The organism is Streptomyces sp. NPDC006012, from assembly GCF_042871185.1.
GTDB lineage: Bacteria > Actinomycetota > Actinomycetes > Streptomycetales > Streptomycetaceae > Streptomyces.
Genome location: NZ_JBIAIE010000022.1, coordinates 95952 through 115022, shown reverse-complemented (window position 1 = coordinate 115022; position 19071 = coordinate 95952). Strand labels below are relative to the sequence as shown.

Below are 19071 nucleotides of genomic sequence, written 5' to 3'. Positions count from 1 at the left end.
GCGGCCGGCCGGTCTCGCTATCGGTCCTGCCTGTCCCCGAAGACCGTGCGGTGCCAGTCCTTGCGCGCCACCGCGGTGTTGTCGAACATGACGTGCTTCACCTGCGTGTATTCCTCGAACGAATAGCTGGACATGTCCTTGCCGAAGCCGGACTGCCGAGAGCCGCCGTGCGGCATCTCGCTGATGATCGGGATGTGGTCGTTGACCCAGACGCAGCCCGCCTTGATCTCGCGGGTGGCGCGGTTCGCCCGGTAGACGTCCCGGCTCCACACGGAGGCGGCGAGGCCGTACGGGGTGTCGTTGGCCAGCCGGATCCCCGCGTCGTCGCTGTCGAACGGCAGGACGACCAGCACCGGACCGAAGATCTCGGACTGGACGACCTCGCTGTCCTGGGGCGCGTCGGCGATCAGGGTGGGCCGATAGTACGCACCGTCCGCCAGATCGCCCAGGGGTGCCGCACCGCCGGTCACCACGCGCGCGTAGGCGCGGGCCCGGTCGACGAAGCCGGCCACGCGGTCGCGCTGGGTGTGCGAGACCAGCGGGCCGAGGTCGGTGCCGGGGGCGAACGGGTCGCCGAGCCGGACGCTCTCCATCAGGGCGGCGGTCCGCTCGACGAACGCCTCGTAGAGCGGGCGCTGCACGTACGCGCGGGTGGCGGCCGTGCAGTCCTGCCCGGTGTTGATGAGGGCACCGGCGACCGCGCCGTTGACGGCGGCGTCGAGGTCGGCGTCGTCGTGGACGACGAAGGGGGCCTTGCCGCCCAGCTCCAGGTGGAGGCGCTTGACGGTGGCGGTGGCGATCTCGGCGACGCGCTTGCCGACGGCCGTGGAACCGGTGAAGGAGACCATGGCCACGTCGGGATGGCCCACCAGGTGCTCCCCCGCCTCCCCGCCGGTGCCGGTGACGATGTTGACGACGCCGTCCGGGATACCCGCGTCGGTCGCGGCCTGCGCGAACATCAGCGCGGTCAGCGGGGTCAGCTCGGCGGGCTTGAGCACGACGGTGTTGCCCGCGGCGACGGCCGGGAGGATCTTCCAGGCGGCCATCTGGAGCGGGTAGTTCCAGGGCGCGATCGAGCCGACGACGCCGATCGGCTCCCGGCGGACGTACGACGTGTGGTCGCCGGAGTACTCACCGGCGGACTGGCCCTGGAGATGCCGGGCGGCGCCCGCGAAGAACACCGTGTTGTCGATGGTCCCGGGGACGTCGAACTCCCTGGTCAGCTTGAGCGGCTTGCCGCACTGGAGGGACTCGGCGCGGGCGAACTCCTCGGCGCGGTCCGCGAGGACCGCGGCGAGCCGGTGCAGCGCGCCGGAGCGCTCGCCGGGAGTGGCGGCGGACCATGCGGGGAAGGCCGCGCGGGCGGCGGCGACCGCGGCGTCCACGTCCTTCGGGCCGGCCAGTTCGTAGGTGTACACGTCCTCGCCGGTGGCCGGATCGACCACGGAATGGACACGGCCCGACGTACCCTTCGCCGGGCGCCCGGCGACGTACTGCGCTCCGGCCGCGAAGCGCTCACGCGCCGGAAATCGTTCCGGGGCGGCGGTGCCCGAGTTGTGCATGTCGCTCTCCTCCGCCGTCACCCCGTCCCGGGGGACGGGTGGCGTAGCTCCAGCTCGATTTGAGTGCCGATCCTGACAGAGCTATGGGACTCCAACAAGTGATTCCGTTGTTGCCTTTTGGTTACGCGACGGAATCTGTCGACCGGCTGGCGAGGCGTCCGGACATCGGAGGGCGGAGTGTCAGTGGCGCCTGCCAAACTGGCGCACATGGGGAGGATCGACTCGGTTGAGGCCCTGACCAGGGAGGTCCGGGCGGGAGCGCGCGTCCGGTATCTGTACTTCTGGGGACATCGGCCGCGGGCGGACGGACGCGTCGGGACGGGCTGTCTCAGCCAGTGGTGGCCGGCGCCGTTCACGGCGGCCGGAGTGGAGTACGCGACGGCCGAGCACTGGATGATGGCCGCGAAGGCGAGACTCTTCGAGGACGCGGAGGCGGAGCGCCGGGTGCTGGCCGCCGCTCATCCCGCCCAGGCGAAGAACGCCGGGCGGCTGGTGCGGGGCTTCGACGAGGCGGTGTGGGAGCGGGAGCGCGTCCGGATCGTGGTCGAGGGCAGCGTGCACAAGTTCGGCGCGCACGCTCAGTTGCGGGAGTTCCTGCTGAACACCCGGGACCGGGTGCTCGTGGAGGCGAGTCCGGTGGACCGTGTGTGGGGCATCGGCCGCACGGCGGACGACGAGGCGGCAGCGGCCCCCGAACGCTGGCGCGGCCTGAACCTCCTGGGCTTCGCCCTGATGGAGGCCCGCGGACGACTCGCGTCGGCCGGGTGAGGAGGTCTGCGGGGCGGGTGGGGGCGCGCGGGGCGGCCGGAGGTGCCGTCCGCCGTCCGTCAGGCGGAGAGCAGCAGCGCCAGCACGACCAGGGCCAGGACGATGCCCGCCGCGCCGCAGATGATGGCGGCCAGTGCCTGGCCCGGGTTCGTTGCCTCACCGCGTAGGGCCCTGCCGCGGCCGATCCCGCCGAAGATCACCGCCAGCACGCCCAGCAGGAAGGCCACCGGCCATATGCAGAAGCCGATCGCCGAGAGGATGCCCAGCACCAGCCCGGCCGTGCCCAGCCCGTTGCTCGGCGGCGGCTGCATACCCGGCCAGCCGTAGGAGCCGGGACCGGCGGCGGGCGGCATCGGGTAGCCCGGGCCCGGTGCGGGCGGCGCCGGGTAGCCGTACCCGGAGGGGCCCGGATAGCCGTACGGGACCTGGCCAGGGCCGCCGGGGGCCATGGGGGGCGGCGGGACGGGCGAGCCCTGGGGCTGGGCGACCGGCGGTGCGTAAGGGGCGCCCGTGGACGGCCCGGGCTTCGGCGGCGCGAACGGATCGCCGGTGCCGGCCGCCGGTTGCGCCGAGGTCCCGGGCGCGGCGTACGGGTTCACCGGTGGCGCTGAGGCTCCGGGTGCCGCGTACGGGTTCACCGGTGATGCCGAGGCTCCGGGTGCCGCGTACGGGTTCGCCGGTTCGGCCACGGGCGAGGTGCCGTACGGGCGGTCCCGGACCGGAGGCGAACCCGCCGCCGGGAAGGGCGTGCCCGTGCGGTGGTGGTGCGCAGAGGCCGGGGTCTGGCCCGGAGCCGGGCCTTCGGGGCCGCCCGCGGCAAGCGCGTCGACGGGCGCCTGCTCAACCGGCGGCACGTCCGCGGATCCCTGGCCACCCGGCGCCGCCTCCGCGGATCCGCGCCCACCCGGCGCCGCGTCCTCGGGCACCCGGTCGGTGGGGGGCGGGTTCTCGCTCGTGTGGTCGGCGAGCGGTGTCCACGGGTCGGACGTCGCCCCGTCCGACCCGGCCGACGCCGAAACCGGGGCCCAGCCTCCGCTCGTGTCCCACACCCCGGTGTCCGCACTGGCGGGCGCGGGCCAGGACACCACCGCCGCGCCGCCGCTTGCCGACCCGCCGCCGGGTCCGGCCTGCCCACCGGTGGCCGCACCGCCCTTCGCCGCCGCACCACCGTCGGCGGCGGGCACCGCGGAACGGTCATCGGGCGAGGGCGTGGGCATGGGCATGGGCCAGCCGGATCGCGAGGGCGAGGGCACGGCAGCGTCGCCGGGCGTCGCTCCGCTCTCCGCGGCGTTCTGCGGTGCCTCGTCGGACATTGCGCACGGTCCCCTCTCCTCAGCGTGCTGTCATGCTACGGGCAGCCGGGGCTGCCCCGGGCCCGGGCCTACGATGAGCCCCGAACCACCGATCAGCCGATCACCGTGCCCGGACCCCGGTCCGCCGGCGCCGCTCCCGGGGAGGGACCCCTTGACCGACGACACCACACCCGCCGCCCGCGACCTGCGAACCTTCATCGCCGGACTGCCCAAGGCCGAACTGCACGTCCACCACGTCGGCTCCGCCTCCCCGCGCATCGTCTCCGAACTCGCCGCCCGCCACCCCGACTCCAAGGTCCCCACCGACCGGGACGCGCTGGCGGACTACTTCACCTTCACGGACTTCGCCCACTTCATCGAGGTGTACCTGTCCGTCGTCGACCTCATCCGCACCCCGGAGGACGTCCGGCTGCTCACCTACGAGGTGGCCCGCGACCTGGCCCGGCAGCAGGTGCGGTACGCCGAGCTGACCATCACGCCGTACTCCTCGACCCGCCGTGGCATCGACGCGCGCGCCTTCATGGACGCGATAGAGGACGCCCGCAAGTCGGCCGAGGCGGAGTTCGGGACCGTACTGCGCTGGTGCTTCGACATCCCCGGCGAGGCGGGGCTCGACGCCGCCGAGGAGACGGCACGGCTCGCCACCGACGACGGGCTGCGCCCGGCGGGCCTGGTCTCCTTCGGGCTCGGCGGACCCGAGATCGGCGTGCCCCGGCCGCAGTTCAAGCCGTACTTCGACCGGGCCCTCGCCGCCGGGCTGCACTCCGTGCCGCACGCCGGTGAGACGACCGGTCCCGAGACGGTCTGGGACGCGCTGAACGAACTGCGCGCCGAGCGCATCGGGCACGGCACCAGCGCGGCCCGCGACCCCAAGCTGCTCGCGCACCTCGCCGACCACCGCATCCCGCTGGAGGTCTGCCCGACCTCGAACATCGCCACCCGCGCGGTCCGCACCCTCGACGAGCACCCCATCAAGGAGTTCGTCGACGCAGGCGTCCTGGTCACGGTCAACTCGGACGACCCGCCGATGTTCGGCACCGACCTCAACAACGAGTACGCGGTGGCCGCCCGGCTGCTCGGCCTCGACGAGCGGGGTCTCGCCGGCCTCGCCAAGAACGCGGTCGAGGCGTCCTTCCTGGACCCGGCGGGCAAGGCCGCGATCACCGCCGAGATCGACACGTACACGGCTGGGTGGCTCGCCTCCTGAGCCCGTCGGGCACCGGTCGACCCGCAGAATGGGGTCCATGCAGACCGTGACCGCCGTGGCGCACCGCGGCGACCCCTACCGCTTCCGTGAGAACACGATCGACTCGCTGCGTTCCGCGCTCCTCCAGGGCGCGGACGCGGTCGAGATCGACGTACGGCTCACCCGCGACGACGTACCCGTACTGCTCCACGACGCGACGCTGGAGCGGCTGTGGGGGCAGGACCGGCCGCTCAGGGCGCTGTCCGCCGCCGAGGTACGCGGGCTCACCACGGGCGGTGTGCCGACCCTGGAGGAGGCGCTGGCGGCGACGGACGACGGCCGGGTGATGGTCGACCTGCCGGGCCTGACCGAGCGCCGGGCCGCGCGGCGGATCGTGGAGGTCGTCCGCGCGTCCGGGGCGCAGGACCGCGTCTACTACTGCGCCGGCGCCGAGGCGATGCTCGCCGTCCGCGCCGCCGACCCGGCCGCCGAGATCGCCCTCACCTGGACGACCCTGGCGCCCCCGCGCCCCGCCCTGCTGGCGGCGGTGGGCCCGCGCTGGCTCAACTACCGGTTCAGCCTGGTCGGCCCGGACCTCGCCGCCCGCGTCCACCACGGCGGCCACTTGCTGTCCGTGTGGACGCCCGACACCCGCCGCGCCATGCGCCGCCTGCTCGCCCTGGGCGTCGACTCGATCACCACGAACCGCATCGACACGCTGTGCACCCTCCGCCAGGGCGCGTGGCCGGACGGGCGGCGCTGAGCGGCGGTACCTGCGGGTGCGCAGCACCTGCGGGTACCGCCGGACCAGCACCGGTCCTACGCGGTACCGCCCGACCGCAGCGGGACCCCGTTCGGCCCGCTCTGCAACGGGCGGTCGCGGCGGCCGGCGAACTCCATGGGCGGGGCGATGGCCTGGGCGTCCGCGCCCTCGCCCAGCCAGAGCCCGATGAGCAGCGCGGCCGTCGCCTCCAGCAGCCCCGCGCGGTCCAGCCCGCCGGCGTCCAGCGGGGTGCAGCCGAGGTCGCGTACGAGCCGGCGTACGACGGCCAGTGCCGCCGCGTCGTCCCCGCACAGCGGTACCGCGAGCGGCCGGCCGGCGAAGACCGGCGGGGTCAGCCGCCAGACGTCCTCGTGGCAGAGGTTGAACGCCTTGACCACACGGGCTGCGGGGGCCGCCGCGGCGATCCGCTCGGCCGCCGCAGGGCCACCCGCGGTGAGCAGGGCGAAGCCGGACCCGACCGGGTTGGTGCAGTCGATCAGCACCCGCCCGCGCAGCGCCGCTCCGAGCCCCGCGACCACGTCCACAGCGGCCGCGTACGGGACGGCGAGCAGCACCGCGTCGGTGCCGAACGCCGCCGCCTCACCGAAGCCGCCGCGCGAGCGGCTGCCCGCGACGACCTCGTGCCCCGCCTGCCGCCACCGGGTGCCGAGCGCGTCCGCCATGCCGCCGACGCCAAGAATTCCGATCCGCACAAGTCCCTCCCACTGTCCAGGCCCCGGGTGTCCCGGTCTCCGTACGACCTGACGGTAGGCGGCGGCTCGGGCACCATTCGGTGCGTGACCGACGACCAGGCGTTCCTCGCCGACTGCCGTGCCCGGCTCGCTTTCGACCTGCTCGCCAACACCTGGAACTGCGTGGTGCTGTGGGCGCTCAAGGACGAACCCGCACGACCCGGCGCGCTGCGCGTGCGGATCGGCGGAATCAGCCAGAAGGTACTGACAGAGACCCTGCGCCGGCTGGAGTCCAACGGGCTGGTCGCGCGCCGCGCGTACGGCGGCTCGCCGCCCCGCGTCGAGTACGGGCTCACTCCACTGGGACGGACGTTGCTCACCCCGATCGACGCCCTCGGCACCTGGGCCTTCGCTCACGGCGACGAGGTGGCGGCCGCCCAGGAGCGCTCCACGCGCACACCCCAGCGCCCCTGAACGGTTGGCGCGGGAGCGGATCCCCGGTCAGCCCCTTCGGCAGCACGGCAGCACCCGCACTGCCCTTGCGACCCGGTCGCCCCTGGCCTCAGGAAGCGACGGCGGCCCGTGCCCGGGCCGCCCGTACCGCCGCCGACAGACTGTCGATGTCGTACGCGCCGTAATGCCTGCGGCCGTTGACGAAGAACGTGGGTGTGCCCGCCACCGTGCTGAGATCCGCCGAGTCCACGTCCTCGGCGACCCAGGGCGCACCGGCGTGAGCGTCCAGGTCCTTCTCGAACCGCGTCGGGTCCAGCCCGGTCTGCACGGCGTAGTCCCGCAGGTCGTCCAGGTCCAGTGCGCCCTGATGGCCGAGCAGCAGATCGTGCATCTCCCAGAAACGCCCCTGGCGGGCGGCGGCCTCCGCGGCCTCCGCGGCGAGTTGCGCGTGCACATGGACATCGGTCAGGGGCAGGTGCCGCCATACGTAGCGGACGTCCCCGAAGTCCTGGAGCAGTTCGCGGACGATCGGTTCGGCCAGCCCGCAATAGGGGCATTCGTAGTCGCCGTACTCGACGACGGTCACGGGCGCGTGCCGCGGTCCCCGGACGTGGTCCCGGTCCGGGTCGACGGGCACCGCCAGGTCGACGAGCGTCTCCGCCTTCCCGAGCAACGCCCGCAGCCGCGCGGGGCGGGGCAGCGCCCCGATGACCCCGGTGACGAGCCGGCTGGTCAGGAAGGAGCAGATCAACGTACTGAGGATGCCGATCTTCGCGTACTCCAGGTCGGTGCCGCGGAAAGCGAGCGTGGCGATCAGCAGGGAGACCGTGAAGCCGACTCCGGCGAGCGTGCCCGCCGCGGTGACCGACCCCCAGCCGACCGGGAGCCGCAGCCGTCCGCGGCTGAGGGCGGTGGCCAGCGCCGACGCACCGAGGATGCCGATCGGCTTGCCCAGGACGTAGGCCAGCAGGATGCCCAGTGTGACCGGTGAGGTGAAGGCGCGGACCAGTTGCTCGCCGCCGATCGGGATGCCCGCGTTGGCCAGCGCGAACAGCGGGACCACGACATAGCTGGTCCACGGGTGGTACATGCGCTGCAGGCGTTCGTTCGGGGAGACGGCCGAGGCGAGACCGGCCCGCAGGGAGCGCTCCAGCTCGGGCGTGGGCTGCTCGCGGAACTTCCGGAACAGGCCGCTCGCCCGCTCCAGGTCGCTGCGCGACGCCGGGTACGCGTACGTCACCAGGCCCATCGCGAGACCGATGACCACGGGATCCACTCCGGATTCGAGCAGTGCGGCCCATGCCACGACCGCGAGGAGGGCGTACACGACTCCGCGATGCACCCCGGCCCGCCGCACGAGCAGGACGACGACGAAGACACCGACAGCCATCAGGAGCGCCGTCACGTCGAGGCGGGTGCTGTAGGCGACGGCGATGACGGCGAGCGCCACGAAGTCGTCCACGACCGTGATCGTGAGGATGAAGACCCGCAGCCCGGCGGGCATGCGCCGGCCGACCACGGCCAGCATGCCCAGGGCGATGGCGGTGTCGGTGGACATCGCCGCGCCCCAGCCCTGCGCCGAGCCGTGCCCTGCGGTGACCGCGAGGTAGATCACGACGGGCACGATCATGCCGCTGACACCCGCCACGAGCGGCAGCGCGAGCCGCTTGCGGTCGCGCAGCTCCCCCATGTCGAATTCGCGGCGGGCCTCCAGTCCGACGACGAAGAAGAACAGCGCCATCAGGCCGCTGTTCACCCATTCCCGCAGGCCGAGGGAGATCCCGTGGGCGCCGAGCCGGACGGACAGGTGCGTGTGCCAGAAGGACTCGTAGCCGGCCGGTGCGACGTTCGCCCAGACCAGCGCGGCGAGCGCCGCCGTCATCAGGACGGCGGCGCTGCCGGTCTCGGTCCGCAGGAAGTCGCGCAACGGTGAACGCGTGTCCATGCCGCATGCACTCTGGCCGGTGTAATCAGTGGCTTCCAAGGCCGTCCTCAGCCGCTCGTCGGTCGGTCGTCGGTCAGTCGTCGTCGGTCAGTCGGTCGGTTGCTGCTCGTACGTCGGTCGGTCGTGGCGCGTACGCCGGTGGGTCAGTCGGTCGTGGCGCGCGCGTCGGTGCGTGTCCGGGCGGTCGGCGGGTGACCCGTCGGCATCCAGTACACCGGCAGGCGCTGCCCGCTGCCCGCGGAGCGCCCCGCCACCCCGGTGGCATCACCACCCGGTCCGCGCCGCCACGACGGATCACGCCGCCACGACGGTGCGCACCGCACGACCCGTCACAGATGGCCCACCCGCCACATCCGATGGTGGAACAACAGCAGGTCCAGGGTTCATCCCCGGGCACCGAGCGGGCCGCGGGGTCCGCCAGTCGTATGACCTGGGCACCGGGTTCCGGCCGTCCCGTGGGCGGATGCTGATATCCCTTGGTCGTCGGCTGTCCCTTGGTCGTCGGCCGACCTGCGCCGGCCGGGCACGCCGCCCACGGGTCCCCGCGAAGCACTCGTCCGCCCTGGAGGTCGGCCATGGCTCCGGTCGTGCACCACCGCACCGTCGAGATCGACGGTCTGAACGTCTTCTACCGGCAGGCCGGTCCGAGCGACGCGCCCGCCGTCGTACTGCTGCACGGCTTCCCGTCCAGTTCGCACATGTTCCGCCATCTGATCCCGGTCCTGGCCGACCGCTACCACGTGCTCGCCCCCGACCACATCGGCTTCGGGTACTCGTCGATGCCCGCGCTCGGCGACTTCCCGTACACCTTCGAGGCGCTGACGGACGTGACGGAGGCATTCCTCCGGCGGGTCGGGGTCGACAGGTTCGCGATGTACGTCCAGGACTACGGGGCGCCGATCGGCTGGCGGCTCGCCACCCGCGGGCCGGAACGGGTGACGGCCGTCATCACCCAGAACGGCAACGGCTACGAGGACGGCTTCGTGAAGTCCTTCTGGGACGGCCTCTTCGCCTACGCCGAGGCCCCGGGTCCGGACACGGAGCCCGCCGTACGCGGTGCCCTCACCCTGCCGGTCACCCGGTGGCAGTACGAGAACGGCGTGGCCGACCCGAGCCTGGTCAGCCCCGACTCCTGGACCCTCGACCAGGCCCTGCTGGACCGGCCCGGCAACGACGAGATCCAGTTGCGGCTGTTCCGCGACTACCCGGCCAACGTGGCGATGTACCCGCAGCTCCACGCGTACTTCCGGACCAGCCAGGTCCCTCTGCTGGCCGTCTGGGGCGCGGGGGACGAGATCTTCGGCCCGGACGGCGCCCGCGCCTTCCGCCGCGACCTGCCCGACGCGGAGATCCACCTCCTTCAGGCGGGCCACTTCGCGCTGGAGAGCCACCTCGACGCCGTCACCGGATACATCCGCGGTTTCCTCGGCCGCGTCCTGGCGTGAGGCCGCCCCGCTGCGCCTCGCCCAGCCGAGGCGGACGAACCGCGCGCACATCCAGTCGCTGATGACGATCAGGTCGCGGAGTTGTCCGGCCCGGCGCGGTCGGCGGAGTCGACGAAGGCGGCGGGCACCCCTGGTGCCCGCCGTCATCTTCGAGCCGTCGTCCCCGAGCCGTCGTCTGCGAGCCGCCATCTGCGGGCAATCGCCCGGCAGTTGACACGGAACGGCCCCGGAGGGGCGGGATGCCCGTCCGGGGCCGTGCGACAGACCGTTCACGGCCGTACGGCAGACCCTCCGCCGCCGTACGGCAGGCGATCCGGGGTCCGATCCGGGGTCTCGCGGCAGACGTACCGGGGCCCGCCGCGGACGGGTCAGCCGTCCAGGGACGTCATGACGTGCTTGATGCGGGTGTAGTCGTCGAAGCCGTACGCCGACAGGTCCTTGCCGTAGCCGGACTTCTTGAAGCCGCCGTGCGGCATCTCGGCGACCAGCGGGATGTGGGTGTTGATCCACACGCAGCCGAAGTCGAGCTTCTTGGACATCCGCATGGCACGGGCGTGGTCCTTGGTCCACACCGAGGAGGCGAGGGCGTACTCGACGCCGTTGGCCCACTCGACCGCCTGGTCCTCGTCGGCGAAGGACTGGACGGTGATGACCGGCCCGAAGACCTCGTGCTGGATGATCTCGTCGTCCTGCTTGAGGCCCGATACGACCGTCGGGGCGTAGAAGTAGCCCTTGTCGCCGACCTGCCGGCCGCCCGTCTCGACCTTGGCGTGGGCGGGCAGGCGCTCGATGAAGCCGGAGACCTGCCGCAGCTGGCTGGGGTTGTTCAGCGGGCCGTAGAGGACGTCCTCGTCGTCCGGCTGCCCGGTCTTGGTGTCGGCGGCCGCCTTGGCCAGCGCGGCGACGAACTCGTCGTGGATGGACTCCTGGACGAGGACGCGGGTCGCGGCGGTGCAGTCCTGGCCGGCGTTGAAGAAGCCCGCCACGGAGATGTCCTCCACGGCCTTCGGGATGTCGGTGTCCTCGAAGACGACGACCGGCGCCTTGCCGCCCAGCTCCAGGTGGACCCGCTTGAGGTCCTTGGACGCGGACTCGGCGACCTGCATGCCCGCGCGCACGGAACCCGTGATGGAGGCCATCGCCGGGACCGGGTGCTCGACCATCAGGCGGCCGGTCTCGCGGTCGCCGGTGACGACGTTGAAGACGCCCTTGGGGAGGATCCCCCCGAGGATCTCGGCGATGAGGACGGTGGACGCCGGGGTGGTGTCCGACGGCTTCAGCACGACCGTGTTGCCCGCGGCGATCGCCGGGGCGAACTTCCACACGGCCATCATCATCGGGTAGTTCCAGGGCGCGACCTGCGCGCAGACGCCGACCGGCTCGCGGCGCACGATGGAGGTCAGGCCCTCCATGTACTCGCCGGCCGCACGCCCCTCCAGCATCCGCGCGGCACCCGCGAAGAAGCGGATCTGGTCGACCATCGGCGGGATCTCCTCGGAGCGGGTCAGCCCGACCGGCTTGCCCGTGTTCTCCACCTCGGCCGCGATCAGTTCCTCGGCGCGCTCCTCGAACGCGTCGGCGATCTTCAGGAGGGCCTTCTGCCGTTCGGCGGGCGTGGTGTCGCGCCAGCCGGGGAAGGCCGCGGCGGCGGCGGCCATCGCGGCGTCCACGTCCGCCTGGCCGGACAGCGGCGCGGTCGCGTACGCCTCGCCCGTCACGGGGTTGACCACGTCGGTGGTCCGTCCGTCTGCGGCGTCCCGGAACTCACCGTCGACGTAATTGCGGAGCTTGCGCAGCCGCGCCTGCTCGGTGCTCACTGCCGGCCTCCTGTCGGGTCAGAACTGTCCAATCACTGAGACACCCACCCTAATCCGGGAGCCGACGTTTTCAACACCCCCGTTCGGGCTACGGCTGCGAAATCCGCAAGTCTCGACAGCGTAAACAACGAATTTCATCGATAGCGCCTTGCGGAACTGTCGAGACCTCGTGCACAGTGAGACCGTGGCCAGTAGAAGCGCAGACCAGAAGGGCTCGTCCCGCGAGTCCCGCAACGGCACCCCGCACCTGGATGCCGTCTCCCTCGCCATCATCGAGCAGCTCCAGGAGGACGGCCGCCGGCCCTACGCCGCCATCGGCAAGGCCGTGGGCCTGTCCGAGGCGGCCGTGCGCCAGCGCGTCCAGAAACTGCTCGACCAGGGCGTGATGCAGATCGTCGCCGTCACGGACCCGCTCACCGTGGGCTTCCGCCGGCAGGCGATGGTCGGCATCAACGTCGAGGGCGATGTCGAGGCCGCGGCCGACGCGCTGACCGCCATGCCGGAAGTCGAGTACGTGGTGATGGCTGCGGGCTCGTTCGACATCCTCGCCGAGATCGTCTGCGAGGACGACGACCACCTGCTGGACGTCATCAACAGCCGCATCCGGGCCCTGCCCGGCGTGCGCTCCACCGAGAGTTTCGTCTATCTGAGGCTCAAGAAGCAGACCTACATGTGGGGAACCCGATAACCGTGAGCACAAAGGACCTGAGCCGCAGCGCGTACGACCACCTGTGGATGCACTTCACCCGCATGTCGTCGTACGAGAACGCGCCCGTCCCCACCATCGTCCGGGGCGAGGGCACCTACATCTACGACGACAAGGGCAAGCGCTACCTCGACGGTCTCGCGGGTCTGTTCGTGGTCCAGGCCGGTCACGGACGTACAGAACTCGCCGAGACCGCCTTCAAGCAGGCCCAGGAGCTGGCGTTCTTCCCGGTGTGGTCCTACGCCCACCCGAAGGCCGTGGAGCTGGCCGAGCGCCTGGCTGGCCACGCGCCGGGCGATCTGAACAAGGTCTTCTTCACCACCGGCGGCGGCGAGGCCGTCGAGACCGCCTGGAAGCTCGCCAAGCAGTACTTCAAGCTGACCGGCAAGCCCACCAAGCACAAGGTCATCTCCCGCGCTGTCGCCTACCACGGCACCCCGCAGGGCGCCCTGTCCATCACCGGCCTGCCGGGTCTGAAGGCCCCGTTCGAGCCGCTGGTGCCGGGCGCGCACAAGGTCCCGAACACCAACATCTACCGGGCGCCGATTTACGGTGACGACCCGGAGGCCTTCGGCCGCTGGGCCGCCGACCAGATCGAGCAGCAGATCCTCTTCGAGGGCCCGGAGACCGTCGCCGCGGTCTTCCTGGAACCGGTGCAGAACGCCGGCGGCTGTTTCCCGCCGCCGCCCGGCTACTTCCAGCGGGTGCGCGAGATCTGCGACCGCCACGACGTGCTGCTCGTCTCCGACGAGGTCATCTGCGCCTTCGGCCGCCTCGGCACCATGTTCGCCTGCGACAAGTTCGGCTACGTACCGGACATGATCACCTGCGCCAAGGGCATGACCTCGGGCTACTCCCCCATCGGCGCCTGCATCGTCTCCGACCGCCTGGCCGAGCCGTTCTACCAGGGCGACAACATGTTCCTGCACGGCTACACCTTCGGCGGCCACCCGGTCTCCGCCGCGGTGGGCCTCGCCAACCTCGACCTGTTCGAGCGCGAGGGCCTCAACCAGCACGTGCTGGACAACGAGAGCGCCTTCCTGACCACCCTGCAGAAGCTGCACGACCTGCCGATCGTCGGCGACGTCCGCGGCAACGGCTTCTTCTACGGCATCGAACTGGTCAAGGACAAGGCCACCAAGGAGACCTTCGACGAGGAGGAGACCGAGCGCGTCCTGTACGGCTTCCTCTCCAAGGCACTCTTCGACAACGGCCTGTACTGCCGGGCCGACGACCGCGGCGACCCGGTCGTCCAGCTCGCCCCGCCGCTGATCTCCGGCCAGGCGACCTTCGACGAGATCGAGCAGATCCTGCGCGCGACGCTGACCGAGGCGTGGACCAAGCTCTGACCCCGCGACGCCGACCGGGGCAGGGAACAAACCCTGTCCCCGCGACACCGACCGGGGCACGGACCGGGCTCTGGTCCCCGGCCCGCGGCCCCTGGCCGGACCGCGCGCCCGTACCCGGCCCCGCACCGCTGATCAGCTGATCGACACCGGCCCCGGAGCCGCCCGTTCGAGTGAGAACGGCGGTCCGGGGCCGTGTGCTGTCCGGCCGGCCGGCGACGGCTGCCTAGCGTGCCAGTGACCGATCGGCCCAGCCTTCGTTCCCCCGGAAGAGGGATAAAGCGCCGGGAAACCCGGGAAAAGCGGATCAGAAGCGAGGTGTACGCCCATGGAAGCCCCGCCGGACGACAACGTGCTCTGGGCACGGTCCCTGCACTTCACCCACCACGACGGCTCGCCCGCCCTGGGCGGTGTCTCGCTCGGCGTTCGGGAGGGCGAGATCCTCGCCGTCAGCGGACCCCGCGGCAGCGGAAAAACGACCCTGCTGCGCTGTCTGTCCGGGCTGCTGCCGACCCGGCACGGCGAGATCTGGTTCAACAGCACACCCGTGCACACCCTGCGCCCGACGGCCCGGGAGCGTCTGCGCCGCGACCGGTTCGGCTGGATCGACCCGGAACCGGCCCTGGTCCCCGAACTGAACGTCTGGGAGAACACGGCCCTGCCCCTGATGCTGCGCGGCGCCGACCGCCACCGGGCCAGGACCACCGCCCTGGAGTGGCTGGAGCGGCTGGACGTCGGCGAGAGGGCCCGCAGCCATCCGCACGAGCTGCAGCAGGCCGAACGCCAGCGCGTCTCGATCGCCCGCGCGCTCGCCCCGGCCCCCACGGTGCTGTTCGCGGACGAACCCACGGCTCCCCTGCACCGCGCAGACCGCGCCCAGGTGCTGCGTACGCTGACGACGGCCGCCCGCTCGCACGGCATCACGGTCCTGCTGGCCACGCACGAGGCGGAGACCGCGGCCCTCGCCGACCGCACGGTGGCGCTGCTGGACGGACGGTGCGTGACGACCGTGCACCTGCCTCCGGTCACCGAGTCGGAAGGCCGGGCCGCGTGCTCGCTCTCCGTCTGACCCGCGGTGCCCGCCCCGCGGTCCAACTGCGCCGCCTGCTGGTGGCGACCGCCGCGGCGGGCACGGGCTTCCTTCTGCTGAGCACCCTCGGCTACGCGCTGGGACACCCCGGGCAGCCCACGGATTCGGCGACCCGGCTGGCCTGGTGCGCGGTACCGCTGGCCGCCACCGTCCACTTCGCGGTGGCGGTCGCCCGCACCGACCCGGGCACCAAGCCCCGCCCGGGGCTGTCGGCCCTCGGCCTGGGCCCGGCCCGGCTGATGGCCGTCTCGGTCCTGACGACGGCCCTGTCCTGCACGCTGGGCTCGCTGCTGGCCCTCTTCGCCTTCCTCCATCTGCGCGGCGACCTCACGGGCACACCCTTCGACGGAGCGGCGGCGACGTTCCTGGCCGCGGGCGAGCCGCTGCCGCTGCCCGCCGCCCTCACCCTCCTGGCGCTGGCACCGGTGATCGCGTCGGGCACCGTGGCACTGGTCCTGCGGCCCCGGGACGCCCGCCCCGCGGCGCGCGGCGCGGCCTGGACGTACGGCCGCTTCGGCTCCTACGGCCGGGCGCGCTCACCTGAGGCCCTGGGAACCCACACCGGGTTCAGCGCGCAGGTGCGGGACGGCGCCGCCCGCCCGGCCACCGGGACCCGGATCGTCGCCACGGTGCCCGTCCCGCAGAAACCGGTGCCGGCCCCGCAACGGGGCGCTTCCGGGCAAGCGCTCGGTCACAACGGCGATCCGACGGCGTCCGCGGACGGCGAACCGGACGCCGAGCGGCCCGCCCCGGCCGACGGGGCGACGGACCCGGGCACCGGCTGGAGCACGGCCCTCGCCGATCCGCGCCGTTCCCCGGCCGGCTTCCCGTGGGGCATCGCGCTCCTCGCCGTCGGCCTGGCCGTGGAGGCGTACGCCGGGTTCGCGGACGAGCCCGGTCCGGCGCTCACCGGCGTGCTGGCCGGCTGGGCCCTGGCCGCGGTCGGCCTGGTCCTCGCCGGGCCGGGCCTCACGCATCTGTGCGGCCGGCTGCTGCAGGCGGTCCAGCCGGGCGCGCTGCGGCTGCTGGCCGGGCGGGCGCTGATGGCGGAGGCCGTCCGCATCGGCCGCCCGCTCGGCGTGGTGTGCGTGGTCGTCTCGGGCGCGCTCGCCATGACCGCCTTCAGCTCCGAGGACGCCGCGCCCTACGGCCAACTCACCGCGTTCGGCCTCCTGCTGGTCATCGGCTGCACCGTGGGAACCTTGCTGACGGCGGCCGTGGAGGCCCGGCAGTCCCGCGCCGACACCGTCGCCGCCCTGCTGCGCCTCGGCGCCCCCTCGACCCTGCTGCGCGGCGCCGCCGCGCTGCGCGTGGGCGCGCTGCTCGCCCTGTTCGGCCCGCTCACCGTGGTGGTGGCCAACCTGGTGGTGCTCCCGCTGGACAGCTGAACCGGCCGGGCGGCTGAACCGGCCGGGCAGTTCCACCGGCTCAGCCGGCCGGGCCGCTCATCCGGCCAAGCAGCCCGACCGGCCGTTCCGTCCACACCGGATCGACGGCCGGCCCGTCCCCTCCGGAGTGACAACCGCACAGCAGTACGAAAAAAGTCCGTGGCCGCCGATGAGTTTCCCGACGGCCACCGGTCTACCCTTCGAACAGTACGAATCCGAGGGGAGAGGCCCCATGTACCAGCAGATGATCTTCGTGAACCTGGCCACCAACGACGTCGAGGCGTCGAAGAGGTTCTTCACGGCGCTCGGCTACACGATCAACCCGCAGTTCTCCACGGACGACTGCGCCTGCGTCGTGATCAGCGACACCATCTTCGCGATGCTGCTCAGCAAGCAGCGCTACGCGGACTTCACGAAGAAGGAGATCGCGGACTCCACGAAGACCAGCGAGACGCTGATCTGCCTGAGCGCCGAAAGCCGTGCCAGCGTCGACGAGCTGGTCGACAAGGCGATCGCGGCGGGCGGCACGGAGACCGGCGAGACCCAGGACCAGGGCTTCATGTACGGCCGCGCCTTCGACGACCTCGACGGCCACACCTGGGAGGTCATGTGGATGGACCCGGCGGCGGTACAGGGCTGAGGCCGTGCAGAGCTGAGGCCATGCAGAGCTGAAACGGCGCAGAGCTGAAACGGCGCAGAGCTGAAGCGGCGCAGGCATGACGCGGCAGGCCAGACGCGCCGAAGGGCCGTCCGGCACAGGGCCGACCCCGTGAATGGCCGGTCCGCTGCCGGGCCGGCACGGTGCAGGGCTGAGACCGTCCCCGGCCGAGCGGGCCGGGCCGACCCCCGAGGCGTTGAAACGCACCGGGAGTTAACAACACGGTAAAGCCAACACCGGTGGGGGGCATATGCGTTGACAGTGCTTATGGAACACTTATAGACCTGTGATTCTCCTGGGGATGGTGACGCCGTCTTCACAACTGCTTCACCTGCCCCCCAAGCCCCCCCGCAGATGCACTCTGTAAAGGACAAACGTGTCCATAACACGCCGCAGCGCACGTCGTTCCGTGCGCATTCTGGGTGTTGCCTCCGCGACTGTCGCGCTCGCGCTGGGCGTCAGCAACTCCGCATTCGCGTGCAACATCAGCGAGTTCACCGCCAAGGCCGACTGTGACGGCACCAACGGTGTCATCGTCGTCACCGACAAGGACGCCTCCGGCACGCCGGTCACCATCTCCGTGTTCCTGAAGAACAACGGTTCCGACGAGCAGGTCGGAGAGCCTCAGGAGCTCAAGGGCTCCCGCGAGGGCACCACCGCCACGTTCACCGCGGACTGGAAGCCGAACGCGACCTACCGGGTGCACGTCAAGGGCGGACCGGTCGACGAGGACATCAAGCCCGACCTCGTCACCCCGTCCACGGCCTGCAAGACCGAGGAGACGCCGACCCCGACCCCGACCCCCTCGGAGACCAGCCCGTCTCCGTCGGAGTCCGAGTCGACCCCGGCCGAGACCCCGACTCCGTCGGCCTCGCAGAGCAGCACCGCCCCGGCGGGTACGCCGAGCAACGCGCCGTCCCCGGCGGCCGGTGACTCGAACCTCGCCGAGACCGGTGCGAACTCCAACACCACTCTGATCGCCGGTATCGCCGCTGCCTTCGTCGTCGTCGGCGGTGGCGCGGTGTTCTTCGGCATGCGCCGCCGCGGGGCGAACAGCAACCGCTGACGCCTCACTTCGGCACCCGGCCGTGGCCCGTCCCCGCACCGCGGGGGCGGGCCGCAGTCGTTCAGCCGAACGTGGCCCGCTCCAGCCAGAAGTCCAGCACCTCCCGCTCGCCGACGATCTCCAGCCCCGGTCCGGCCGGCGGGATGCGGAGGTAGAAGGCGAGCAGTACCGAGGTGAGCGGACCGCGCAGCGCGACCGTCGCCTTCTCATGGCCACGGCGCCAGACGATGCCGTCCTCGGCGAACTCGACGAGCCACTCGGCGTTCAACTCCGGTGCGGTGTCGGTGGCGTGCAGATGGATGCTGCGGCCCGGCCCGCGCAGTTCCCCGGCCGTCTTGCTCAGCCCCGACCGCTGCACCAACTCGATGATCTGCAACCACTCGTCGATCGCGTCGACGGCCACGTCCGGGGCGACGTCGTACGACAGTCCGGCGGCGAGCGCGGCATCGGCCCGGTGAATGGTGATCTCGTGGGTCATACGACGGGCCCAGAAGCCGGCGTCGAGGGTTCCGGCCCACGTCCACACCTTCGTGTCCGGCCCGGCCTCGCGCAGGGTGTCGACGAGCAGCCGGCCGCTCTCCGCGAGCCACGCGTCCAGGGCCGCGGCGTCGCCGCGCGCCTCGGGCCGCCCGGCATCGGGGACCCGCTCCGCGGGGATGTCCTCCTGGGCCCGGGTCCTGACCAGCACCTCCACCCAGCGCAGAGCGCCGCCCAGGTGCCGCAGCAGGTCCTCCAGCGACCAGTCGGGGCAGGTGGGCACGGTGGCGGACAGATCGGCGCCGGAGCTGAACACGGCCCTCAACTGCCCCATCTGGTGAGCGATCTCGTCGCAGTAACGGTCATGCGTGAGAAGCGTCATACTCCGAACGCTAC

Annotated in this window: 16 protein-coding genes and 1 pseudogene; 11 read left to right on the top strand and 6 right to left on the bottom strand. The window is 72.2% G+C overall.

Going from position 1 to position 19071, the window contains the following annotated elements; all coding sequences use genetic code 11:
• Positions 1-17 precede the first annotated feature (17 nt).
• Positions 18-1562, bottom strand: a complete 1545-nt coding sequence (locus ACFYPJ_RS29775) for a gamma-aminobutyraldehyde dehydrogenase (protein WP_389023667.1) — start codon at positions 1560-1562, stop codon at positions 18-20.
• 207 nt (positions 1563-1769) lie between these two features.
• On the opposite strand from ACFYPJ_RS29775, the gene ACFYPJ_RS29770 reads away from it, so the two are divergent.
• Positions 1770-2330: an NADAR family protein gene (locus ACFYPJ_RS29770; protein WP_389023664.1), complete on the top strand. Its 561-nt coding sequence runs from the start codon at positions 1770-1772 to the stop codon at positions 2328-2330.
• 59 nt (positions 2331-2389) lie between these two features.
• Here ACFYPJ_RS29770 and ACFYPJ_RS29765 read toward each other — a convergent pair whose 3' ends face one another.
• Entirely contained in the window at positions 2390-3643 is a 1254-nt protein-coding gene (locus tag ACFYPJ_RS29765) for a hypothetical protein (protein WP_389023661.1), read from the bottom strand.
• A gap of 51 nt (positions 3644-3694) precedes the next feature.
• On the opposite strand from ACFYPJ_RS29765, the pseudogene ACFYPJ_RS29760 reads away from it, so the two are divergent.
• Both ACFYPJ_RS29760 and ACFYPJ_RS29755 read left to right on the top strand, forming a co-directional pair.
• Positions 3695-4850: pseudogene (locus ACFYPJ_RS29760) on the top strand (adenosine deaminase).
• A 37-nt stretch (positions 4851-4887) separates the two neighbouring features.
• Complete coding sequence (locus tag ACFYPJ_RS29755; RefSeq protein WP_389023658.1) at positions 4888-5592, top strand: glycerophosphodiester phosphodiesterase; 705 nt, start codon at positions 4888-4890, stop codon at positions 5590-5592.
• A 56-nt stretch (positions 5593-5648) separates the two neighbouring features.
• Here ACFYPJ_RS29755 and ACFYPJ_RS29750 read toward each other — a convergent pair whose 3' ends face one another.
• Positions 5649-6275: an NADPH-dependent F420 reductase gene (locus ACFYPJ_RS29750; RefSeq protein ID WP_389023655.1), complete on the bottom strand. Its 627-nt coding sequence runs from the start codon at positions 6273-6275 to the stop codon at positions 5649-5651.
• Between the two features lie 114 nt (positions 6276-6389).
• Here ACFYPJ_RS29750 and ACFYPJ_RS29745 point away from each other — a divergent pair, with 114 nt between their 5' ends.
• The gene (locus ACFYPJ_RS29745) at positions 6390-6758 is read left to right on the top strand and encodes a winged helix-turn-helix transcriptional regulator (RefSeq protein ID WP_389023652.1); all 369 of its coding nucleotides are present in this window, start codon (positions 6390-6392) and stop codon (positions 6756-6758) included.
• An 88-nt stretch (positions 6759-6846) separates the two neighbouring features.
• Here the strand turns inward: ACFYPJ_RS29745 and nhaA are convergent, their stop codons facing one another.
• Positions 6847-8682: a Na+/H+ antiporter NhaA gene (nhaA, locus tag ACFYPJ_RS29740; protein ID WP_389023649.1), complete on the bottom strand. Its 1836-nt coding sequence runs from the start codon at positions 8680-8682 to the stop codon at positions 6847-6849.
• A 575-nt stretch (positions 8683-9257) separates the two neighbouring features.
• On the opposite strand from nhaA, the gene ACFYPJ_RS29735 reads away from it, so the two are divergent.
• Positions 9258-10127, top strand: coding sequence for an alpha/beta fold hydrolase (locus ACFYPJ_RS29735; RefSeq protein WP_389023646.1), 870 nt, complete (start codon positions 9258-9260; stop codon positions 10125-10127).
• A gap of 368 nt (positions 10128-10495) precedes the next feature.
• On the opposite strand, the gene ACFYPJ_RS29730 is transcribed toward ACFYPJ_RS29735, so the two are convergent.
• A complete protein-coding gene (locus ACFYPJ_RS29730) occupies positions 10496-11944 on the bottom strand; it encodes a gamma-aminobutyraldehyde dehydrogenase (protein WP_389023643.1) in 1449 nt (482 codons plus the stop codon).
• 169 nt (positions 11945-12113) lie between these two features.
• On the opposite strand from ACFYPJ_RS29730, the gene ACFYPJ_RS29725 reads away from it, so the two are divergent.
• The 6 genes from ACFYPJ_RS29725 (at position 12114) to ACFYPJ_RS29700 (ending at position 18198) form a co-directional block, all read left to right on the top strand.
• On the top strand, positions 12114-12632 hold the full coding sequence (locus ACFYPJ_RS29725; RefSeq protein ID WP_389023640.1) for an Lrp/AsnC family transcriptional regulator: 519 nt from the start codon (positions 12114-12116) through the stop codon (positions 12630-12632).
• Complete coding sequence (locus ACFYPJ_RS29720; protein WP_389023637.1) at positions 12617-13999, top strand: aspartate aminotransferase family protein; 1383 nt, start codon at positions 12617-12619, stop codon at positions 13997-13999. The genes ACFYPJ_RS29725 and ACFYPJ_RS29720 overlap by 16 nt, the downstream gene beginning before the upstream one ends.
• A gap of 325 nt (positions 14000-14324) precedes the next feature.
• Positions 14325-15065, top strand: a complete 741-nt coding sequence (locus ACFYPJ_RS29715) for an ABC transporter ATP-binding protein (protein ID WP_389023634.1) — start codon at positions 14325-14327, stop codon at positions 15063-15065.
• Positions 15047-16474: a hypothetical protein gene (locus ACFYPJ_RS29710; protein ID WP_389023631.1), complete on the top strand. Its 1428-nt coding sequence runs from the start codon at positions 15047-15049 to the stop codon at positions 16472-16474. The genes ACFYPJ_RS29715 and ACFYPJ_RS29710 overlap by 19 nt, the downstream gene beginning before the upstream one ends.
• A 232-nt stretch (positions 16475-16706) precedes the next feature.
• Positions 16707-17114, top strand: coding sequence for a VOC family protein (locus tag ACFYPJ_RS29705; protein WP_389023628.1), 408 nt, complete (start codon positions 16707-16709; stop codon positions 17112-17114).
• A 394-nt stretch (positions 17115-17508) separates the two neighbouring features.
• Complete coding sequence (locus tag ACFYPJ_RS29700; RefSeq protein ID WP_389023625.1) at positions 17509-18198, top strand: LAETG motif-containing sortase-dependent surface protein; 690 nt, start codon at positions 17509-17511, stop codon at positions 18196-18198.
• Between the two features lie 61 nt (positions 18199-18259).
• Here the strand turns inward: ACFYPJ_RS29700 and ACFYPJ_RS29695 are convergent, their stop codons facing one another.
• Positions 18260-19057 carry a maleylpyruvate isomerase family mycothiol-dependent enzyme gene (locus tag ACFYPJ_RS29695; RefSeq protein ID WP_389023623.1) on the bottom strand — a complete coding sequence of 266 codons (798 nt, stop codon included), beginning with the start codon at positions 19055-19057 and terminating at the stop codon, positions 18260-18262.
• Positions 19058-19071: the final 14 nt, after the last annotated feature.